General features: G+C 65.9%; 21 protein-coding genes and 1 pseudogene. 10 read left to right on the forward strand and 12 right to left on the reverse strand.

The window, feature by feature from the left end:
- Positions 1-55: 55 nt before the first annotated feature.
- Positions 56-310 carry a glutaredoxin family protein gene (locus tag IPG14_RS14020; RefSeq protein WP_343392222.1) on the reverse strand — a complete coding sequence of 85 codons (255 nt, stop codon included), beginning with the start codon at positions 308-310 and terminating at the stop codon, positions 56-58.
- Between the two features lie 2 nt (positions 311-312).
- Positions 313-1257, reverse strand: coding sequence for a prolipoprotein diacylglyceryl transferase (gene lgt, locus IPG14_RS14025; RefSeq protein WP_343386171.1), 945 nt, complete (start codon positions 1255-1257; stop codon positions 313-315).
- A 111-nt stretch (positions 1258-1368) separates the two neighbouring features.
- Here lgt and IPG14_RS14030 point away from each other — a divergent pair, with 111 nt between their 5' ends.
- The 4 genes and pseudogenes from IPG14_RS14030 to IPG14_RS14045 all read left to right on the forward strand — a co-directional run bounded on the left by IPG14_RS14030 (position 1369) and on the right by IPG14_RS14045 (position 5360).
- Complete coding sequence (locus IPG14_RS14030; RefSeq protein WP_343386172.1) at positions 1369-1581, forward strand: hypothetical protein; 213 nt, start codon at positions 1369-1371, stop codon at positions 1579-1581.
- Positions 1571-2044 (forward strand): annotated as a pseudogene (moaC, locus tag IPG14_RS14035) (cyclic pyranopterin monophosphate synthase MoaC); the annotation flags it as partial. The gene IPG14_RS14030 and the pseudogene moaC, both read left to right, overlap by 11 nt.
- Before the next feature lie 221 nt (positions 2045-2265).
- Positions 2266-4491, forward strand: coding sequence for a CoA transferase (locus IPG14_RS14040; protein WP_343392223.1), 2226 nt, complete (start codon positions 2266-2268; stop codon positions 4489-4491).
- The gene (locus IPG14_RS14045; RefSeq protein WP_343392224.1) at positions 4488-5360 is read left to right on the forward strand and encodes an alpha/beta fold hydrolase; all 873 of its coding nucleotides are present in this window, start codon (positions 4488-4490) and stop codon (positions 5358-5360) included. The genes IPG14_RS14040 and IPG14_RS14045 overlap by 4 nt, the downstream gene beginning before the upstream one ends.
- On the opposite strand, the gene IPG14_RS14050 is transcribed toward IPG14_RS14045, so the two are convergent.
- On the reverse strand, positions 5361-6245 hold the full coding sequence (locus IPG14_RS14050) for a hypothetical protein (protein WP_343392225.1): 885 nt from the start codon (positions 6243-6245) through the stop codon (positions 5361-5363).
- Between the two features lie 110 nt (positions 6246-6355).
- Positions 6356-7180 (reverse strand): MBL fold metallo-hydrolase, encoded by an 825-nt coding sequence (locus IPG14_RS14055; RefSeq protein ID WP_343392226.1) that lies wholly within the window; start codon positions 7178-7180, stop codon positions 6356-6358.
- Positions 7181-7275: 95 nt separating this feature from the next.
- Here IPG14_RS14055 and IPG14_RS14060 point away from each other — a divergent pair, with 95 nt between their 5' ends.
- The 5 genes from IPG14_RS14060 to IPG14_RS14080 all read left to right on the forward strand — a co-directional run bounded on the left by IPG14_RS14060 (position 7276) and on the right by IPG14_RS14080 (position 10880).
- Complete coding sequence (locus IPG14_RS14060; protein WP_343392227.1) at positions 7276-7707, forward strand: PaaI family thioesterase; 432 nt, start codon at positions 7276-7278, stop codon at positions 7705-7707.
- 27 nt (positions 7708-7734) lie between these two features.
- Complete coding sequence (locus IPG14_RS14065) at positions 7735-9036, forward strand: M20/M25/M40 family metallo-hydrolase (RefSeq protein WP_343392228.1); 1302 nt, start codon at positions 7735-7737, stop codon at positions 9034-9036.
- Between the two features lie 175 nt (positions 9037-9211).
- Positions 9212-10183, forward strand: coding sequence for an SDR family NAD(P)-dependent oxidoreductase (locus IPG14_RS14070; RefSeq protein ID WP_343386179.1), 972 nt, complete (start codon positions 9212-9214; stop codon positions 10181-10183).
- A gap of 118 nt (positions 10184-10301) precedes the next feature.
- The gene (locus IPG14_RS14075) at positions 10302-10580 is read left to right on the forward strand and encodes a hypothetical protein (protein WP_343392229.1); all 279 of its coding nucleotides are present in this window, start codon (positions 10302-10304) and stop codon (positions 10578-10580) included.
- A complete protein-coding gene (locus IPG14_RS14080) occupies positions 10581-10880 on the forward strand; it encodes a hypothetical protein (protein WP_343386181.1) in 300 nt (99 codons plus the stop codon).
- Between the two features lie 885 nt (positions 10881-11765).
- Here IPG14_RS14080 and IPG14_RS14085 read toward each other — a convergent pair.
- From IPG14_RS14085 to IPG14_RS14100, 4 genes are read right to left on the reverse strand one after another with little or no spacing between them, the layout of a single operon-like run.
- Entirely contained in the window at positions 11766-12047 is a 282-nt protein-coding gene (locus IPG14_RS14085) for a CotH kinase family protein (RefSeq protein ID WP_343392230.1), read from the reverse strand.
- On the reverse strand, positions 12034-13356 hold the full coding sequence (locus IPG14_RS14090; protein WP_343392231.1) for a CotH kinase family protein: 1323 nt from the start codon (positions 13354-13356) through the stop codon (positions 12034-12036). The genes IPG14_RS14085 and IPG14_RS14090 overlap by 14 nt, the downstream gene beginning before the upstream one ends.
- Positions 13357-13397: 41 nt before the next feature.
- Positions 13398-14048 (reverse strand): DUF4956 domain-containing protein, encoded by a 651-nt coding sequence (locus IPG14_RS14095; RefSeq protein ID WP_343386183.1) that lies wholly within the window; start codon positions 14046-14048, stop codon positions 13398-13400.
- A complete protein-coding gene (locus tag IPG14_RS14100; RefSeq protein ID WP_343392232.1) occupies positions 14038-14862 on the reverse strand; it encodes a polyphosphate polymerase domain-containing protein in 825 nt (274 codons plus the stop codon). Before IPG14_RS14100 ends, IPG14_RS14095 begins: the two co-directional genes overlap by 11 nt.
- A 409-nt stretch (positions 14863-15271) precedes the next feature.
- Between IPG14_RS14100 and IPG14_RS14105 the strand changes: the two genes are divergently transcribed.
- A complete protein-coding gene (locus IPG14_RS14105) occupies positions 15272-15808 on the forward strand; it encodes a hypothetical protein (RefSeq protein ID WP_343387359.1) in 537 nt (178 codons plus the stop codon).
- Between the two features lie 54 nt (positions 15809-15862).
- On the opposite strand, the gene IPG14_RS14110 is transcribed toward IPG14_RS14105, so the two are convergent.
- From IPG14_RS14110 to IPG14_RS14125, 4 genes are all read right to left on the reverse strand, one after another.
- Positions 15863-16552, reverse strand: a complete 690-nt coding sequence (locus tag IPG14_RS14110) for a methyltransferase domain-containing protein (protein WP_343386186.1) — start codon at positions 16550-16552, stop codon at positions 15863-15865.
- Entirely contained in the window at positions 16552-16980 is a 429-nt protein-coding gene (locus IPG14_RS14115; RefSeq protein WP_343392233.1) for a hypothetical protein, read from the reverse strand. The genes IPG14_RS14110 and IPG14_RS14115 overlap by 1 nt, the downstream gene beginning before the upstream one ends.
- 3 nt (positions 16981-16983) lie before the next feature.
- Positions 16984-17613, reverse strand: a complete 630-nt coding sequence (locus IPG14_RS14120; protein WP_343386188.1) for a hypothetical protein — start codon at positions 17611-17613, stop codon at positions 16984-16986.
- A 73-nt stretch (positions 17614-17686) separates the two neighbouring features.
- Entirely contained in the window at positions 17687-18673 is a 987-nt protein-coding gene (locus IPG14_RS14125; RefSeq protein ID WP_343386189.1) for a M23 family metallopeptidase, read from the reverse strand.
- Between the last annotated feature and the right edge of the window lie 45 nt (positions 18674-18718).

Below are 18718 nucleotides of genomic sequence, written 5' to 3' on the forward strand. Positions count from 1 at the left end.
AGAATCCCTCGCCGATTCTACGCGCCGATTTTACGCATCGGGGAGCAAGAACACGCTACTGGCGGCAGGCCTCGAGGGCATCCTGGAGCCGCCGTTCGGAAATCGGCGCCCGCGCTATCTCCTCGCCGTCGACGGCAACAACCGGTATCTCCATGAAGTACCGCTCTTCCAGTCGCGGGTCCGAGGCGATGTCGACGAGCGCCACACTGAGCGGAAGGCGCTTTCCGATCCGGGCGAGGTAGTACTCGGCCTGATCGCAGAGCCCACAGCCGGCCTTCCGGTAGAGCGTCACCTGGATCGGGCCGGGCACGGTCAGGCCGGCGTCGGGGCGGGCTCGGAATTCTCGTCTTCGCCCGGGAGTGGGAGGTCGCCCCAGACACGTTCGGCGTATTCGCGGGTAATCGGCCCCGGCTTCCGGTAGAGGATGCCGGCCGCGATGACTGCGACGCCGAGGAGGATGCCGCTGGTGAGCTGTGGCACCGGCACTCCACCGAGGGTCTGTTCATCGAACCGGAAGTAACTGAGGCAGAAGCGGAGGATGCCGTACATCGCCACATAGCTGCAGAAGACCCAGCCGGGCACCCGGATGAAGCGCCGCGAGACGAAAAGCAGGATTGCCAGGATGACGAAGTCTCCGAGGAGTTCGTAACCGCCTGCGACGGGGTGGACGGCGTAAGTATCAAGCGGTTTCAGAGGATGGTCCGGGTCCGGGTGGTTCACCCACCAGACGTACTGCGGGCTATCCGGATGGAGGTACTTCACGCCCCAGGGGAGGCTGGTCTTGTCGGCGAGGTGTTCGCCATTGATGAGGTCGCCGATGCGGCCGAGTCCCTGGCCGAGGATGAGCCCCGGGGCTGCCGCATCGAGGCCGATGCCGATGGGCCAGCGGTGCCAGAGCGAGTAGATCAATCCGCCCAACACGCCCCCCAGCAGACCGCCGTAGAGGGTGATGCCCCCTTCGGTGATGCCGGTGACGATCTTCAGCGGGTCATCGCCGAAACGGTCCCAGTGTTCGAAGACAAAGAACAAGCGGGCGCCGACGATCGCGGAGGGCACGCCGACGAGGGCGATTTCCTGGGCCACCTCGGCAGGGATGCCGTCCTTCTTCGCGAGCCAGACGGAGAGCGAAACACCGCCGAGGATGCCGACGGCCGTGAAGAGGCCGTGCCAGGTGAGCGTGAAGGGGCCGAATTCGGCCATCACGGGGTCGAGCGTGATCTTGATGACGAGCAGGGGGATGAAGGTGAAGGCGCCCATTACGAGGCATGGTAGTGGGGCGAAGGAAGAGGGAGAAGCGAGAATCGGGAAGAGACCTGAAAGACGCGCTTCCGCTCGCACCACGGGGGCAGGCCCGGCCATACTGAGAGCATGCGCCATCCACTGCGCGAAAAGTTCGAAAGCGAACGGCGAAGGGCTGCCTTCCTCACGTTCCTCCCGGCCGCGGGGATCGGGATCATCGCGAGTGACACGTGGGTCGCGCCGTGGGCGGGCGTGCCCGGCGGGCTCGCGATCGGCGCGGCCGCATACGGACTCGTCTGGACGTACGAAACGGTCATGTGGCGGAGGCACCATGGACAATAGCCAACACCCCGGCGGGCTCTCTCATCTCGATGCAAGCGGCGCTGCCCGCATGGTCGACGTTTCGGAGAAGACCGAGACCGCCCGCGTGGCGACCGCCGAAGCAACCGTGCGGATGGCTCCCGAGACCCTTGCCCTCATCCAGTCGGGTGGTGTACCGAAGGGCGACGTGATCGCCACGGCACGGCTCGCCGGCATTATGGCGGCGAAGCGCACCCCGGACCTGATCCCGCTCTGTCACCCACTCGCGATCACTGGTGTGACCGTGGACCTGACCGCTTCCGGCGACGACGCATTGCGCATCGAAGCGACTGTGAAGACCACCGGCAAGACCGGCGTCGAGATGGAGGCGCTGACCGCGGCGGCAGTGGCGGCGCTCACGGTCTACGACATGTGCAAAGCAGTGGAGAAGGGCATGCGGATCGAAAACATCCAGCTCCTGGAAAAGCGCGGCGGTAAGTCCGGGGACTGGATGGCGCGTGTGCGCGAAATCCGCGACGACGTGCAGCAACGTTCCGAACAAACGGAAGACCTGCCATCGGGCGCCGCCAAACCGGCGGGACCGCGATCCGGCGGCGGGTGGTCGCTGGACCGCCCACAATAGGGACCAGGTCAGGCCGGTCGACACCCCCGGCTCCCGCCGAATACACTCCTGTCCGCCCCTCACCCCTCATTTTCGGAGGTCCCATGGCGGGAGCGCTCGCGGGTATCCGCGTCATCGACTTTGGTCAGTACGTCTCAGGCCCGATGGCGGCGATGCTCCTGGCGGACCAGGGCGCGGACGTCATTCGCATTGATCCGCCCGGCGGACCGCGCTTGGAAGGCCCGGCGAACGCAACGTATAACCGGGGCAAGCGGAGCATCGTCCTCGACTTGAAGTCGCCGGGCGACTTCGAAACGGCGCGGAAGCTCGTCGCTTCGGCGGACGTGGTCATCGAGAACTTCCGGCCGGGTACGATGGACCGCCTTGGCCTCGGCGCCGAGGCGATGACGCGCGAGCACGCACGCCTGATCTATTGTTCGATGCCCGGCTTCGCGGCGACCGACCCACGCGCCGGTATCGCGGCATGGGAAGGCACGATCGCCGCGGCCACCGTCACCTACCCGGCAAACGCCCAGACCGGGCGACCGACGTTCACGCCGCTGCCATTCTCGTCGTCGTATGCCGCGTTCCTCGCGGCGGTTTCAGTGGCGATGGCGTTGAACGCGCGGGAACGCGACGGCCTCGGCCAGAGCGTGGAAATCGCACTCTTCGATGCGACCTTCGCCGCCATCGGCTATCGCGCTCAGCGCATCCACAACCAGTCCGCAGAACAGGATCTGCGGAACCTTACGCGTCTCATGGGCGGCACGCGCCAGTTCGAATGCAAGGACGGCCGCTGGTTCATGTACCACGCCGGCAACAAGCACGCCTCGGACTTCGCCAACCAGACGGGGGTGAGTTCACTCCTCTCCCAGGGCTCCACCGCCTCCCTCGAGGAGTTGAGCCGGGGACTTGAGGCACTCTTCAAGACGAGGACCGCGGCCGAGTGGGAAGCCTTTTGCGAACAGGTCGAAACCGAGGGCGCGATCTGCCGGACGAGCGCCGAATGGCTCGAAAACGAGCAGGCGCTGGGTTCGAAGATCGTCGTCGACTCGACCGACCCGGTGCTGGGCGCGTTCCGCGGGCCTGGAATCAACGTCCGGATGTCCGAGACTCCGGGCGAGGTTCGTCGCCCTCGTGTCCTTCCGGATGCCGACCGTGCCAGCATCCTCGCTGACGCGGCGAAAGCCACCGCACCCTCCACGGCGGCCGCGCCGGAAGCGATCCGGACGGCCCTGGATGGGGTGAAGGTCATCGATCTCTGCATCGTCCTCGCCGGACCGACGTGCGGGCGCACACTCGCCGAGTTCGGAGCCGACGTCGTCCGGATCGACAGCCCTCATCGCGCGGCCGTGGCCTTCCACGTCGATATCAACCGCGGCAAGCGGAGCCTCCTCCTGGACCTCAAGAAGCCCGCAGGCCTCGATGTCTTCTGGAGACTCTTGGAAGATGCCGATGTCGTCGTCCAGAACTTCCGCAAGGGCGTCGCGGAGCGGCTGGGCATCGGCTACGAGGCCGTCCGGGCCCGCAAACCGGACATCGTCTATGCATCGCTCAACACCTACGGGCGAGTCGGCCCGTGGGCGGACCGCCCCGGCCACGAACAGATCGCCCAGGCCGCGACCGGGATGCAAGAGCGCTACGGCGGTAACGGCCGCCCAACCCTCGCGCCGTTCGCCGTGAACGACTACGGCACGGGGTTCATGGGGGCGTACGGCGTGGCGTTGGCCCTGCTTCACCGGAGGAACACCGGAAAGGGGCAGCATGTCGACACATCGCTCGCGTACACCGCGACGATGCTGCAATCGCTCTATCTCCAGGACTACGCCGGGAAGCGGTGGGACGAGCCTCGGGGCCTCGACCTGACCGGGACAGGGCCGCTCTACCGGGCCTACAAGGCGAGCGACGGGTGGTTCTTCCTCGCTGCCCGGCCGGAAGACCTGAAGGGAGAGCTCTCCGAGCTGGCATCGAAGTCTGAAGCCGAGCTCGAAGCGGCATTTGCCGGCGGCACGGTAGTCGATTGGGTGGCGAGACTCCAGGCGGCCGGCGCCGGCGCCCACGCCGTCGTCCAGGACTTCCGGGCGCTCATGGAAGACCCCTGGGCGGTGGCACGCGGTCTCAGCATCACGCGGGAACACGACGGCCTCGGACCTGTCACCCACATCGCCCCATCGCCGAAGCTTTCACGCACCCCGGCCGTCCCCGGCCGGCCAACGCCGCAGCCGGGCGCCGACGCAGCCAGCATCCTGGCCGGCATCGGCATGCTCGGCGACCTCGACCGGCTCGTCGAAGCCGGTGTAATCGTTACGGAAGGAATGGCAGCACGATGAATCTCGGGTATATCGAAGCGGACCGGACGCCGTCTTTCACCTCTGACGTCGATGGGTTCACGATCCAGGGTTACGTCTGGGAAACCCCGGCGCCGAAGGCCGTAGTCGTCATCGCCCACGGAGCCGCGGAGCACTCACTGCGGTACGGCCGTTTCGCCCGCGCGCTGAATGCGGCGGGCTACGAAGTCTGGTCGCTGGACCATCGGGGCCATGGACGCTCGCCCGGCGCCGAGGGCCTGGGCGACTTCGGCGAAGGCGGCTGGGACGCCCTCGTAGCGGATATCGGGCAGTTCATCGCGCTTGCGAAGGCGGCACGGCCGAGTCTGCCGGCGGTGCTCTTCGGACACAGCATGGGTTCGGCCGCCGCGCAGCAGTTCGCCCCTGATGGGTCCGATACGATCGATGGGCTCGTGCTTTCAGGTTCGAGTTCGCGCATGGGCCGGCGCGAGGGCGAGGAAGCACCCGCCGCGTTTTCGCCGAACTCCGCGTTTGAGCCTGCGCGGACTCCCTACGAGTGGCTCAGCCGCGACCCGGACGAGGTCGACAAGTACATTGCCGACCCGATGTGCGGGTTCGAAACCCAGACTTCGCAGCGCCGTGGCCGGGCGAGCGCGCGCCGCCTGACTGACCCGGGTGTCCTGGCGCGGATCCGCTACGACTTGCCGTGCCTGTTCGTAGCCGGGACGAAAGACCCCGTGAACCGGAACATGGAAGGCCTCTACGAACTGCAGCGCCTCTGGAACGAGGCCGGCCTGAAACGCATCGACACGCTCTACTACAAGGACGGGCGGCACGAGATGCTGAACGAGACGAACCGTGACGAAGTGACGGCGGATATCATCGGCTGGCTCGACTCCGTGGCTGGCTGATCAGGTCACGAGGTAGGCGACCACACCGCCGATCGGGATAACGATCCAGACCACGGCGGAGAGGAGGATGGCGATGGCGGCGAAGAGCCGCGAGTCATCCTCGGGGGGGTTTCCGCAGTTCCCGACTGTCTCCCAGAGGGCGGCGAGCGGCTGGCGCATGATCAGCTTGCTGCGTCGGTGCGCCACAGCGGCGCCGCTCAGCAGGACGGAGCTGAGCAGCCCGAAAAGGACGAACAGCCCCGCGAACAGCCCCACCAGGACCGGCTTCGTGAGGAAATCGACGGCGCCGAGGTACTGCGAGGCTGAAGCCAGGAGCGGCACGGCGGCGCCGCCGGCGACCAGTGCCGGCACGCCGATGCCACCACCTCTGAACCCGGGAGCGACACGCTCGATTTCGACCCTGGCCTGCGAGAGATGCGCGCGTTCGGTTGAACCACGCGGCGCCTGGGGCTCCCGGCGCGTGTAAAGGCGCTGCATCGCCGAAACCACGTTCTCGGCGTATGTCTTCACGATGTATTCGGCGACGAACTCCACGCCGCGCCGCACCAGCCCGCGGAGCGGACCAAACCGGCGCGACACCGTAGGGTCACGGGAACCGTCGCGGTCGAGGACTTCGAGGGCGCGGATTGCGAGCCGGTGGGCTTCGAGGAAGCGGCCCGGGTTCGCCAGCGGTCCAGCGGCGGCGAAATCCGCCGCGATCCGGGCTTCCACCTCCGCTTCGCCGGCGAAACGGGAAAGCGCCTCATCGGCGGCGGTTTCCGGGTTGCTGGTGAGCAGCCTGCGGGTGCGGTCGAGCTGCTCCGTCAGGTCATCGAGAATGGATTCGCCCGGGAGGCGGTCCTTGAGGGCTTCGATGGGTGAGGGGCGCTCGGGCTTGGCGGCCATGGGCGGAGTGTACATTGGCGGCACTGACCGTTCCTGCCGCCGCGAAGCCGGGTCGGGAGACCACGGATTCACACCATCCCTCGACCGGCGCGGTGACCGGCCAAAAGCGGTTAGATCCTCTCCCAGCGCTGCTTCCCTCCTGCCCGAACGAACCGGCCGAGGCCCGGCGCCGGTAGATGGCTGGCGGCGACCAGCGCACGGTCTGCGATCAGCCGCTCGATTGTCGCCTTGCGAGTCCGCACCGCCAGCTTCCTGTCCCAGTCGAACATCGACTCCAGATCGGGCTCCTCAGCGTCCACACACGTGATCACCACATCGCCGAGGACGAACCCGTTCGCCCCGCCCGAAGTGACCGCCACACTCGTGTGCCCCGGCGTGTGCCCAGGCGTCGGGATTGCGGTCAGCCCCGGCGAGATGGTCCGTTCGCCGGAAACCAGGTCGAGCAGCCCGAAGCCTTCAAGCGGCTGAACGTCCCGGTCGAACGAGCCCAGCCAGGGCCTGTTGCCGGTTGCCTTCTTGCGTGCCTCCTCCGCCTCCCTGGCGTAGTGCTCCCAGTCCGCCTGCGGCACGAGGTGGCGGGCATTGGCGAAGATCGGCAGTCCGGACTGGCGGTCGATGTTCCAGCCGGTGTGGTCGCCGTGGAGGTGGGTGAACAGCACGTGCGTCACCTGCGCGGGCTTCACTCCGGCCTCGGCGAGTTCGACCAGCAGCTTCCCGTCGTGTTCGGGGCCCCAGCCCGTATCCACCAGCAGCAAGGTAGCGCCGTCGCGCACGAGGTACGAGGCGAACCCGAGCGCGACCTTGCCCTCCGCGTCGAGATAGCCGGAGAAGCGGGCCCCATCCCCGAGTTCGAGATACACCGTGGCGGCGGGATACGCCTGTACGAGGTCCACGAGGGCGGTAATTTCGATGGATCCGACCGTTGTCTTTTGCATGCATGGCAGTCTACCGGGGCCTGCGGCGAGGCGCAGTCAGTTGTATTCTGCAACGCACTCGGGATAGCCTTCTCTCATAGGACGGGAGGTACCGAATGTTCAACGCCAACGCGGATCGTGCGCAGCCGGAGTGGTGGCTGGAGCGCCAGAAGGACCGCCTTCCGGGGCTCATCGGCGTGACGCCAACGGAGTTCGGAGAAGGGTTCGCGGTTGGGCGGCTCGAGTTACGCCCCGAACTGCGTGCACCAAACGGGTTTCTCCACGCGGCGACGGTCATCGCGTTGGCCGATACGCTTTGCGGCTACGGTTGCGTCGCGAACCTGCCCGATGGGGCCACCGGCTTTACGACAGTCGAAGTGAAGAGCAACTTCCTCGGCACGGCGACGGAGGGCACGCTGGTCGCCCGGGCGACGATGGTCCACAGTGGCCGCAACACGCAAGTGTGGGACGCGCCGGTTGTCCATGAGCAAACCGGCAAGACCATCGCCCTGTTCCGCTGCACGCAGATGGTGCTCTGGCCGCGGTAGGCGCCGTTCGCCGTTAGGATATCGGCCATGCTTAACTGGCCCGCCGTCCACCGCGAAGCGCTCGACATCTTCGTCCGCTACCTCCAGATCGATACCTCGAACCCGCCCGGGAACGAAAAGCCCGCGGCCCGCTTCCTCGGCGCCCTCTGCGAGGCCGAAGGAATCGAGACCGAGTACATCGAGACGGCCCCCAACCGCGAGATCCTCGTCGCCCGTCTCCGCGGCGATGGCTCCAAGCGGCCCCTGATGCTCTGTAACCATACCGACGTCGTGCCCGTAGAGGCGCAGTACTGGGACATGCCCGCGTTCGAGGGCATCGTCCAGGACGGCAAGGTCTACGGACGCGGGGCGGTGGACATGAAGGGCTGCGGCGTGATGCAGCTGATCGCCTTCCTCCTCCTGAAACGCGAGGGCGCCCCCTTCAAGCGGGACATCGTCTTCTGCGCCGTCCCGGATGAAGAGGCCGGCAGCGATTGGGGCATGGTCTGGCTCTGCGAACACCGGCCCGATGTCGTCGACGTGGAGTTCGAGCTGAGCGAGGGCGGCGGGGGGACGACCCGGTTCGGCCGCGAGGAAGCGAAGCTCTTCAGCGTCGCGACGAACGAGAAGGACATCTGCTGGCTGCGGCTGACTGCCGTCGGGCGGCCCGGCCACGGCAGCGTCCCGCACGCGGAGAACTCGGCCGTCTACCTCGTCCAGGCGCTCAACCGCCTCATCGATTGGGAACGCGGCCTGACTTTCACGCCGGACACGGAGGCATACATCACGCGCCTGGCGGAGGCGGGATTGATGCCGCCGCTGAGCGACCGGGCAGCCGTCGAAGAGCGGGTCAAGAACTCGCCCGAGCTGCTGGCGATGTTCATCAACACGCTCAACCTGACCATGCTCGATGCGGGCATCAAGGCCAACGTGATTCCCGCGAAGAGCGAGGCAGTGATCGACTGCCGTTTGCTCCCGGGCCAGAGCAAGGCGGACTGGATGGAACGTGTGCGCGAACGGATCGCGGATGACCGTATCAGCGTCGAATTGTACTCGCCCGACCAGGGTGAACCGGCCCGCGTCGATTGGGACACCGAGCTCTTTCGCACCATCAGCGCGGTCGTCAAAGAAGCGATGGAGGATGCCATCGTGGTGCCCGGCATGACGATCGGTGGGACCGACAACCGGTTCCTGCGGGAACTCGGCATCCCCGCTTACGGATTCATCCCCTGCCTGCTCAGCCCGGAGGAGCGCCGCGGCTTCCACGGGAACAACGAGTTCCTCACGATCGAGAACCTCAACATGGGTTGCGAGTTGATGTACGAAATCGTGAGACGAATGGTGGTGTAGACATCCGGCCTCGGGGGCCTGCGCGTCCCCGAGGCGTCGCGCGTCCTGCGCGCGGGTAGGAGTTGGAGGCGCCCCGGTGTTCCGGGGGTGCACCGAGCAAGGCATCCCGCTACCATTCCGTCGCTATACGTCGCCACGCTCCTATAATGCGGGCCAATACCTCCCGGAGTTTCTCATGGCATTCACCGTCGACTCTTCCAAGTTCAAGTTCTCGTCTGACCTCGCCGCGGGGGTGAAGGGCAAGCGCGTCCTCATCTCCGGAGCCGGCAAGGATGGGGGCCTCGGCCAGTCATTCGCCCTGGCTGCCGGCCTCAATGGCGCCGAAAGCGTCGCCGTCCACTTCCACAGCTCCTACGACGACGGCCTCGACCTCGTCGACTTCCTCAAGGGCCAGGGAGTGAACGCCTTCCCGCTCCAGGCCGACGTCACCAACATGGGCGACCTCTGGGCCACGCGCACCTACGTCATCGACAAGATGGGCGGTATCCCGAACCTCGTCATCTGCAACTCCGGCCTCTCGGAGAAGGGTTACTCCTTCGGCCGCTCGCTTCGCGAAGTCGAGGGTGAATCGGTTGCGATGCGCCGGGCCCGTGTGCGCCAGGCATTCATCGGCAACCTGGCCGAAACCCGTGCGGTGCTGGACACGAAGATCGACGGGTTCATGGCCATGACCCACCTCTGGTCCGGCGAGGCCGTTTACGCGAACGAGCCGCTGCAGATCGTCTACATCTCATCCCGCCAGTCGATCGACCCGGGAGCGAGCGTACCGGGCTACGCCGTGGCCAACTGGGCCGTGCTCCAGCTCCCCCAGGTGCTCGCGGTGAACCTCGGAAAGGCCGCCAGCCTGGTGACGGCCTATTCGGTCATGTATCCCTTCGTCCGGACGGGGATGACGAATGAGTACGCCGAGAACCCGAAGGTGTTCGGCCGCTGGCAGCCGCGCATGCTCGAAACCTTCGAGGCGGCGGAAGCCTTCATGCAACTCCTCGCCCAGCCCCACGATGTGACCAGCGGCGGGATGTTCGAAGTCATGGTCGAATCCGAGCCGGCGAAGGGCGAGAAGGGCGTCAAGGTCACCTGGCAGCAGGTGAAGATGAACGTATCCGAAGAGCCCCTTGGCACCGTTTCTCCGCTGACGTTCGGCTAGACGCCGCCAGAATACTCCTGAGAGGCCCGCATTACTGCGGGCCTTTTTCGTTGTCCCGGAGGACCGACAGGAGCGGCTTTCCCATCTGCCCACTTGTTGCAAGTGGTACACTGTGGCAATGAAATCGTTCAAACACGTCGCTGAGATCGTCGTCGATTCCCGCCGCCGCGTGAGCCTGGTGAAAGTCGGTGTCGCGGAGGACTCGCGTTACGAAGTGAGCGTATCGGAGGACGGAGACATCCTTCTCACCCCCGTCGTGAGCATTCCTGCGCGGGAGCGGATAATCTGGGAGCGCCCGGAGATCATGGCTTCACTCGATCGGGGCATCGCTGATGTCGAAGCCGGCCGTGTGGTCCGCCGTTCGTACACTCACCTGCTCGATCTGGGTGATGAGTAGGTGCCGTTCGACCTCGACCTTTCGTTCGAGGCGGAGTCGCTGCTCGCCACACTCGCCGGAGAAACCGGCGACGCAGTTCGGCTGCGGAAGATCGAACACGCGCTCGCCCGGCTACAATCGAATCCGCGGCACCCAGGGCTGAACACGCATCGCTACCGGACCAAAGCTGGCCCAAATGGAGAGGCCGTTTGGGAAGCCTACGTCGAGAATCGTGCGCCTGGAGCGTGGCGAATCTGGTTTTGCTACGGTCCCGGGCGCAACGTCATCTCCGTCCTGGCCATCGGGCCACATCCGGATTGAGCGAGTTTCAGCCCGCCGGTATCTCCGAGATGCTGTACCAGACAGGCTTTCCCGCAGCGCGAAGCACCGCCACCTCCTCATCCCCCGGGAGCCTGGTCGCGTCGCACCGCTCCGGGGCGAGCCCCACAGATCTCGGCGGGCGGGCGTGCACGGGGGTTCGCAGCCTTCTCTTCCTCGCTGCGTGTTCCAAGGCCCCAGGGCCCGGCAACCATGATCCACATGGGCCGGATGATAGCCTCCCGACGCCTCATGGCGGGCTGAGCTGAACGGTCTTTACCGAGCGCGCCACATAAGCCCAAGAGCCGGGCCATCGACGTTCTGTCACTCTCGAATTCGGTTCGAGACGATAATCACACCCCTTCTTCAAGGGTTCGTGAAGCCCGTCGCCAGACGTCATAAGTCACTTGGAAGTGGCCATCAGGACCACTACATTTCGCGGCGTTGGAGGCGGGGTGGTCGAGGGCCACACCGCAGGCGGGGAAAGGCCTACCGGCCTGGAATCGCCGAAGGTCTTCCGACTTCCGGGGTCACGGCTTCGGAGAGAGGAAGGCCACCACCAGCGGGGCCGAAGGCGGGTAACCGTCCCGAGGCAGGGTGGTACTGGTTGTGAGGCGCCGCAAGGCAGCCCGGCCGGGAAGCCCCCGGTGCTGAGAAGCCCGGCAGCGCGCAGTGGTGCGAGCCTGCAGGTTTGTTCCCGGTGTAGGGCGCAAGTCCGAACCGGGGGCCGCTCCCGGGGAACGAAGCGCAAGCTGAGCCCCCGGTGACAAGGATGGGCAGGCAGGGTTCATCGATAGACGACCTCCACACGCCAAAAGGGCCGTTTCCCACCCTCCAGGGGGCAGGAACGGCCCTTCGGCATTTCCCGGGATCTTCGGGGGCCGTGATTCAGAGCGCGTCCACGTATGTCTTCAGTGCAGCTGCGCGATCCCTCGTAATTGCGGTCAGCGCCTGGACTGCGGAAGCGAAGGCTGCTTCGGTCACTTCCGAGCCGAGGTGGGGCCGCCGGACGGCCGCCAGCGACTGGTACTTCGCCGCCAGCTTCGTGGAATCGAAGAGCGACAGCGTCTGCTTCAGCATTCCGTTGTATCGCGCCAGGTACTCCGGCTGGTCGAGGACATACCGGATCAGGGGCCAGGCAGTGCCGATGCTCGACTTATCGAAGCTCACGCTGCGGTTCATCCCGCCGCCCGCCCGGCTGGTTCCCGGCGGGCGCACCCTGAGCGACGCCGCCGGGCGCCACCTGCCCCACCCCGCCCGCACCGGCGAGACCGTTTGCGAGGACCTCGTTGTGGTCCCACGAGATCCAGGTGAGCCGGCCATCCGCCGGGTTGTTGTAGAGGAAGTAGTTGTGGGACATCTGCCCGTAGGTGTCCCAGTGCTGGAGAGTCGCGGCGATAGCCAGCCACTCCAGGAAGCCGTCGATATCGAAGACCTTTTCGAGGCCCTTCCGCCATGCCGCCGCATCCGAGGTCCGGGTCGTCGCATGGATGGCGTCGTAGAGCGCGCGGATGTCGGACCAATCAGGATTCTCTCCGCCCTCCGCCTGGAAGCTCGCCTCGATCTGTGACTGGGTGCCGGCCGCGAAGCTGGCGGCGCGGCCGTCCCCTTCGTAGATGTTGCCGCTTCCATCGCTGAAGCAGCGCGAGACCACCGTATCGTCGACGACCTCAACAGCGGTGTAGATCCCGAGCACTTTGGCGCCGTCGCCATGGTCGAAGGTGATCTGCCAGGGTGCGGTCTTCGAAGCCGGCAAGCCCGCCTCTTCGAGAAGGCTGTAGGCGACAGTCTCTCGCATGAAGGTCTGGTCGTTCTGGTTGTTCGAAAGGGAAAACTGCTTGAAGCCGTAGAACCGCTGGCCATCGATCTCGGGGTAGTCCTCTTCAAACTCGTCGAAGTCGAGCTTGAGCGGGAGCTTGTCGGTGCCATTGCGCCAGCCATTCGAAAGCGTCGAGTTGCCTTTGAAGCGGACGCCGACATTCGTCCACGTCCGGCCGTTGAACGCCACAGTGGCGGGCACCCAGATCGGGTTGGTGGAGGTGAAGTCGCCGCCGCCGCCGGCCACCGGTCCACCCTGTTGGCCGCCTCCGGGAGGGACATCGCCCTGGCCCCCGGGGACGCGGCCGCCGCCCCGGGTCCCGCCGGTTCCGCGAGCGCCGAAGAGGCCCGTCATGTCGTCCAGCATCTTCTGCCAGTTCTCCGCGGAGACCGTGATGGCGACCTGATTGACCTTGTCCGTGGGGAAGACCATGCCGTAATCCGGGTCCGCCTCGGCCCCATGGGAGTCGTCGTGCCAACCGGCGGGGCGGACCGGCGCCGGTGTCGCAGGAGCCTGGGAGGCCCCGCTGTCAGCGGAGGTCGAGCTCTTGCCGCCGCAGCCCGCGAGGATGGCCGCCGCGCCTGCGCCCCCCGCAAAGATGAGCATTTGCCGGCGGGCGAACCGCCGCTGGAGAAAACGGAAGTAGACCGGGTCGTTCATTGGAGGACTCCTCTTGAGCACCGGGCCGGAGCGAGACGGGATCAGTCTTCGGTGCGGCCAACGAGCGGGTGGTATTCGGCGGCAAGTCCCGCCTTGCGGGCCGCCCGGCCGTTAATCGCCCGCTCGTCGTAGTAGATGGTGACTTCGGCCGTGTCCCTCAGGAAGTCAATCCGGCCGACCTCGGCACGAGTGACGGGCAGGCCTGTACGTTCGGTGAGGTCGGCGATGAGCTCGCCGCGCCGTGCTGGAGTGATGAGTTCGATCTTCTCGTAGGTGACCTTCTTGTGGTGCTCGAACTTGAAGCCCCACTCGTGTTCGAGGATGAACAGCAAGGCGATAATCACGATGTTGGCGACGATGATCTTGTCGGCCTCATCACCATCACCGATTACGGAGTTCATCACCGGCAAGGCGATGATGATGAAGAGGTAGGTCATCTCGCGGATCGGCATCTCTTCGGTTCGATAGCGGATGACCGAGAAGATGGCGAACAGCCCGAAGCCGACACCGACGCTCAGTTCGATGCTCGTAAGCAGAGCCATGACGAAGTAAATCGTTGGGTTGAACGCCAGGAACGTGAAGACGTAGCTGCGGTTCTGCGTCCACGGGTAGTAGATGAACCGGACGATGATGATAGCGCTGAGAAGGTTCAGCCCTGCACCGATCGCGAAGTCAGAGAAGTCAGCGGACATCGGTCGCTCCAGTGATGCGCCGGGCGAGGCGGAGTTCGGGGTTGAAGGCGTTGTGTTTGATACCGGGATAGAGCAAGGACACGCCAATGCAGTACTTGCTGAAACCGGACGGGTGGAGGTTCGTCTCGCGGGCGAGCGCCAGGAATGGTGAATCATGGGCCGCGCGGGGCTGCTTGAGTTCGGCCACGACGAGCCCGGGCAGACCGGCGACCTCTCCGTTGGCGGCGAACGTCAGCCCGAGGTCCAGCGTCAGCCGCTCTCCGCGCTCCATGTCCACCAGGGTGATACGGGAAAACGAATTCAGCAGGCGTGGTGCCAGCTCGCCCAACGGGTAAGGCGCGTGCGTTTCGATGAACGTCGACTCAACGGGAGAGACGGCCGTGACCATCCGCTGCGTACGGGTGCGCGACTTAACCGTGTTCTCGCGGCCGTCTTTCGCTTTAATCTCGAAGTACGACGCGTGGGAGTCCACGTACATCCGGCTGCGGACCTTGAAGCGCCGTGCACGGGCGTTGTGATGGTCATAGAACAGGCCGAGACCGGGAGTATCGAAGTACACGGTACGGTAGCCGTGGACCCGAGTGTCGTCGATCTCGAGCACGCGGTATCTGCCGGCGAGCGCCTCCAGAAACGCTGCGAGGCGAGTTTCGCTGAGGACGAACTTGGTGTCGCGTCGTTCGAACAGCGCGACCGAATCCATTTCGGCAAGCGAGACCGGCTCAAACGGCGCGAGTTGCCCGCCCAAATCGTCCCGAAGGGGAGCCTGGGGCAATGCCTCCAGGAGGGCGGGCCCTGGCGCGAATTGGGGGAGCATCGGGATACCTCCGAACCTGGGAGCCCCGGGGAGCGCCCTGCGTATGGTAGATGGTGTTATCAGATGATTAGGTGACGGTGAGAGAAAGCTGGGAATCGGCTGTGAAGGTTAAGCCTCTTGTTCAACCGCTCGCCCCCATCCCGAGTTCGAATTGCCAGAAAAACCGACCGATAAGGGATTTCGGGGGTTGTCACGGCTGACTTCTCCCACAACAATCCGCTACAGAAGTTCGAAGGCTTCTTCCCTGGCGCCCTCCGGCGCCCAAGGGCCGAACGGTCCCGCGACGTTCACCGAAGGGGGCGGGCGTACTGGAAGACCAGAAGCAGCGCTAGCCCGTTGACCTGACCAGTCCTGGCGGACCAAGCCTTCCGAGGAGGACACAGTGAGCAGAGTAGGTCGAGCAATACGAATGGCGACGGCGGCGGCCATGGCGGCCGCCCTCGCAGGAGCACTGGTGGCGGGTACGGCACTCGGTCAATCGCCACCCAATCCACCTTCGCGGTTCGTCGGCAACGTCACGGTGAACGGAACGCAGCCGCCTCCCGGCACACTCATCGAGGCGCGCATCGGGAGTTCAACCTGCGGCGTCTCGACCGTGTTCTATGCCAACGGTGAAGCGCGCTACGCGCTCGATTCCCCCGCGCTCGACCCCAATTCCAGTCCCGGCTGCGGCGCCGACGGTTCGGCTGTCTCCTTCTTCATCGGCGGCCAGAAGGCGAACGAGACCGGCAGCTGGGCGAACTACCGCCTGAATACCATCAACCTCACGGTGACGCAGGCGGTGCCAACCGCGGCGCCCCCGGCCAAGACACCGGCCGCGCCCGTGGCTGGTTCCACCGTTAGTTCCGGTCCCGGGACTTCGTTGCCGCTGATCGAGTTCATGCTCGTCGCCGCCGCCCTGGGGCTTGCGGGCGTGGGCGTGGCCTCGCGGGTACGAAACTCCTAATTCCCGGGCACCCCATCGTCCAAGAGGCCCGTCTTGCCGGCGGGCCTCTTTCGTTTATCCGGGGTCGCCGGAGTCCCGGATGGGTTCCTGGTTTCCGGCGGGGGGCGCTTCGGCTTTACGCACCAGCACTCCCACTCGCGGGAGCGGGGGCACGAGAAACGGCCCGACGTTCACGAGGTTGATCGCATCGAATCCCACCTCGGTATAGAGCGCGGCCAGCCGCCCCCAGCCGCGGAGGTCGACTTCGGCGCAGCCGAAGCCGAGAAGACGCGTGTGCAGGCGGTTGAGGAGGTCGCTCCGGACCGGCGCGAATTCGAGGAACAACGCCGACCCGCCAGGAGCGAGGACCCGGCTGATCTCCTCGGCGAATGCCCGGCAGACGTCGTCATCGAATCGCCGAAGGAAGTAGAAACTGGTGATGCAGTCGAACGACTCATCGCGGAACGGCAGCTTCTCGGGCCACCCGGTGATATCCACCGGCCCCGAACCACCGTTGATGTCGAGCGTGATCGGCGGCTCGTCCATGCCCGCCTTGCTGGCGATGAGGTCCGCGAACGCGCCCGTACCACAGCCAATGTCCAGGTAGCGACGACCGGGGCGCAGTTCCAGCAGGTCGATGATTCGCCCGACTCGCGGTGTCGCAAGGGCCATGAAGCCCTGCGAGTTGAGGGCATCGGCGCAGTAGGCGGAAAGCCCGGAGGTCCAGCGTTCGCGGGCGCTGATGGCTGCCCGGCGGCGCCGCATCACAGGGCGTACACCAGGCGGACGCGTTGGCCATCGGCCGCGGGACCGGCGAGCAGACCGGCGAGCGCGCGGGCTTCGAGAGGGATCGATTCCCCGTCCCCACGCCGTGCCAGGGTGGCACACATGCCGTCGGACTCGATGGCTGCGGCCAACTTCTCCAGATCCCGGGCGAGCGGCGCCGGATCCTGCCAGGCGAGTTCCAGCTTCTCGCGATCCTCGGCGTCTTCAGCCTCGGCTTCGTAGAAAGTCGTCAGGGGGCCGAACCGGAGCCGGTGCTCATCGTGCAGGCGGTCGGCCAGCGCGATGAGCGGGTGGGTGGCGCCAAACCCGCGCGAGACTGCAAAGGACATGAACGCAACCAGGGCGGAGCCTCCCCCGGGCAGCTCAAGACGGGCGGGGATGCCTTCGACTTCGAGCCAGAGCTGCACGAGTTACGAGGGTACCGGCAACGGCGAACAGGGAGAAGCGAAGTACCGAATGGAAGCTAGCGGTGCGGGCGCGGGCGCCCATTCGGGGAGGAAGCGGAGCTGTGCCCCTCCTTCGGGACAGAGCACTCGCCACGGCAGATCGTCGAACGCCAGATGGGGCGTGTAGGGAGTCAGGCGCGGCGGAGTTCGATCCCGCCAATCGCGAAGGACGGAAGTCCCCCAGCGTGTTCGGCGAATGGGGCTGGCGAAGTTCGTGTGGAGCCAGCTCCAGACCGCGAACCGCTCGGGCCCGACGCGGAGCTCATCCTCCCAGAAACACGGCGGGTGGCCCGGCGCCGGGTGGAGGACGTGCGTGAGCTCGTGCTTGGCGATGAAGCGGACGACCTCGATCGGCATATCGGGCCGGTTCAGGATTGGGTGAAAGACGATGACATGGTTGTCCCGCCCCATCCGGTGGAACCAGATGGACGCGAGCGCGCTGGTGACCGCGAAGCGGACTTCGATATAGACATCCATCCCGGGAAACCAGACCGCGCGAGTCTCATCGACGATTCGGGCAAAGGAGAACGGCGTGGCGGCCTCCACCGGCTGGAAGAGCAAGGGCTGGCGCGGGGGTACGGGGTCGCTGCGCATTGGCGGAGCATGGTAGCGGTTGTAGGACGACAGCTGGTGTCGAGCTCCGGTCCCTGCGCACCCACTTTCGAACTCAGAACCCGTTCGTACCGTCGGTGAAGCGGAGCGCATCGAGAAGGATGCCCTGTGACGCCATCTCCCAGTGCAGGTGCGCGCCAGTCGAGAGTCCGGTGTTCCCCACTTCGGCGATGGGGTCGCCGCTGGCCACGAGCTGGCCCTCGGTCACGAGCGTCTTGCTCAGGTGGGCATATCCGGAGAAGAGCCCCCCGCCGTGGTCAATGATGACCATCGTGCCGCGTACCTTCAGCTGCCGGGCAAGCACGACGCGTCCGCTGTTGGTTGCCACGACCGGAGTCCCCTCCGCGGCGCCGAAGTCGGTCCCGCCGTGATGGCCGGATGGGACGCTGCCATTGATCGACCGTTGTTCGCCGTAGCGAGCGGTGAGGGCTCCCATCACCGGGACCTGCCAGGCTCCCGTCCAGAGCTTTTCGGGGGTGACCCCCCCGTAAATGGTCTTCAGCATCGCCAGCTCGTCGGCCACCACTTTCGGGTCCAGCAACGCCTGCGTCTGTTCGTCCGTGAACTCGAGAGAGTCGACGGTCCAGTCGGTGCGGACGACGTGGACGGTGTCCTGGAGCGTGACCTTCGACGAATTCTTCAGGGTCACGTCGACCCGGAGGGGCTGCGGTCCAACCGGGTCTTCGGTATCAACCGCGACGAAGGCGAACATGCTCTGCGAACCTTTCGCGAGCTTGTAGTTGCGGCCAAGGAAGCTCGCTGTCCCGCCCGTGATGTCGCCGGTGACCGAGACGAGCACTGCACCGGCCTGGTGCACCTCGAAGGTCGAGATGACGAGTTCCGGCGGGACGATGGGGGTGGGCGTGGTGCCCGGGATCACTGTGGGCGTGGGATTCGAAACGATCGGGGTCACGAGCGTCACCCGGATCCCATCGTCGGAGTCGGCGCTGGCTCCCCCGCAGGCGGTGAGAAGCAGCGACAGCCCGGCGGCGAAGCCAGGCAGGAACCACCACCGGACTCCAGGAACTCGCGCCGGCGACATGGGCCTAGGGTGCCGGATCCGGCGGTAAGGCGTAAGCAGGTTCCG

Source organism: Candidatus Amarobacter glycogenicus, assembly GCF_016704105.1.
GTDB lineage: Bacteria > Chloroflexota > Dehalococcoidia > Tepidiformales > Tepidiformaceae > Amarobacter > Amarobacter glycogenicus.

Coding starts and splice junctions, on each gene's coding strand:
- lgt (WP_343386171.1), bottom strand. CDS start 1,257: ATGGGCGCCTTCACCTTCATCCCCCTGCTCGTCATCAAGATCACGCTC.
- IPG14_RS14060 (WP_343392227.1), top strand. CDS start 7,276: ATGTTCAACGCCAACGCGGATCGTGCGCAGCCGGAGTGGTGGCTGGAG.
- IPG14_RS14095 (WP_343386183.1), bottom strand. CDS start 14,048: ATGTCCGCTGACTTCTCTGACTTCGCGATCGGTGCAGGGCTGAACCTT.
- IPG14_RS14110 (WP_343386186.1), bottom strand. CDS start 16,552: ATGCGGCGCCGCCGGGCAGCCATCAGCGCCCGCGAACGCTGGACCTCC.
- IPG14_RS14120 (WP_343386188.1), bottom strand. CDS start 17,613: ATGCGCAGCGACCCCGTACCCCCGCGCCAGCCCTTGCTCTTCCAGCCG.
- IPG14_RS14040 (WP_343392223.1), top strand. CDS start 2,266: ATGGCGGGAGCGCTCGCGGGTATCCGCGTCATCGACTTTGGTCAGTAC.
- IPG14_RS14105 (WP_343387359.1), top strand. CDS start 15,272: ATGGCGACGGCGGCGGCCATGGCGGCCGCCCTCGCAGGAGCACTGGTG.
- IPG14_RS14055 (WP_343392226.1), bottom strand. CDS start 7,180: ATGCAAAAGACAACGGTCGGATCCATCGAAATTACCGCCCTCGTGGAC.
- IPG14_RS14045 (WP_343392224.1), top strand. CDS start 4,488: ATGAATCTCGGGTATATCGAAGCGGACCGGACGCCGTCTTTCACCTCT.
- IPG14_RS14090 (WP_343392231.1), bottom strand. CDS start 13,356: ATGAACGACCCGGTCTACTTCCGTTTTCTCCAGCGGCGGTTCGCCCGC.
- IPG14_RS14100 (WP_343392232.1), bottom strand. CDS start 14,862: ATGCTCCCCCAATTCGCGCCAGGGCCCGCCCTCCTGGAGGCATTGCCC.
- IPG14_RS14070 (WP_343386179.1), top strand. CDS start 9,212: ATGGCATTCACCGTCGACTCTTCCAAGTTCAAGTTCTCGTCTGACCTC.
- IPG14_RS14065 (WP_343392228.1), top strand. CDS start 7,735: ATGCTTAACTGGCCCGCCGTCCACCGCGAAGCGCTCGACATCTTCGTC.
- IPG14_RS14050 (WP_343392225.1), bottom strand. CDS start 6,245: ATGGCCGCCAAGCCCGAGCGCCCCTCACCCATCGAAGCCCTCAAGGAC.
- IPG14_RS14125 (WP_343386189.1), bottom strand. CDS start 18,673: ATGTCGCCGGCGCGAGTTCCTGGAGTCCGGTGGTGGTTCCTGCCTGGC.
- IPG14_RS14030 (WP_343386172.1), top strand. CDS start 1,369: ATGCGCCATCCACTGCGCGAAAAGTTCGAAAGCGAACGGCGAAGGGCT.
- IPG14_RS14075 (WP_343392229.1), top strand. CDS start 10,302: ATGAAATCGTTCAAACACGTCGCTGAGATCGTCGTCGATTCCCGCCGC.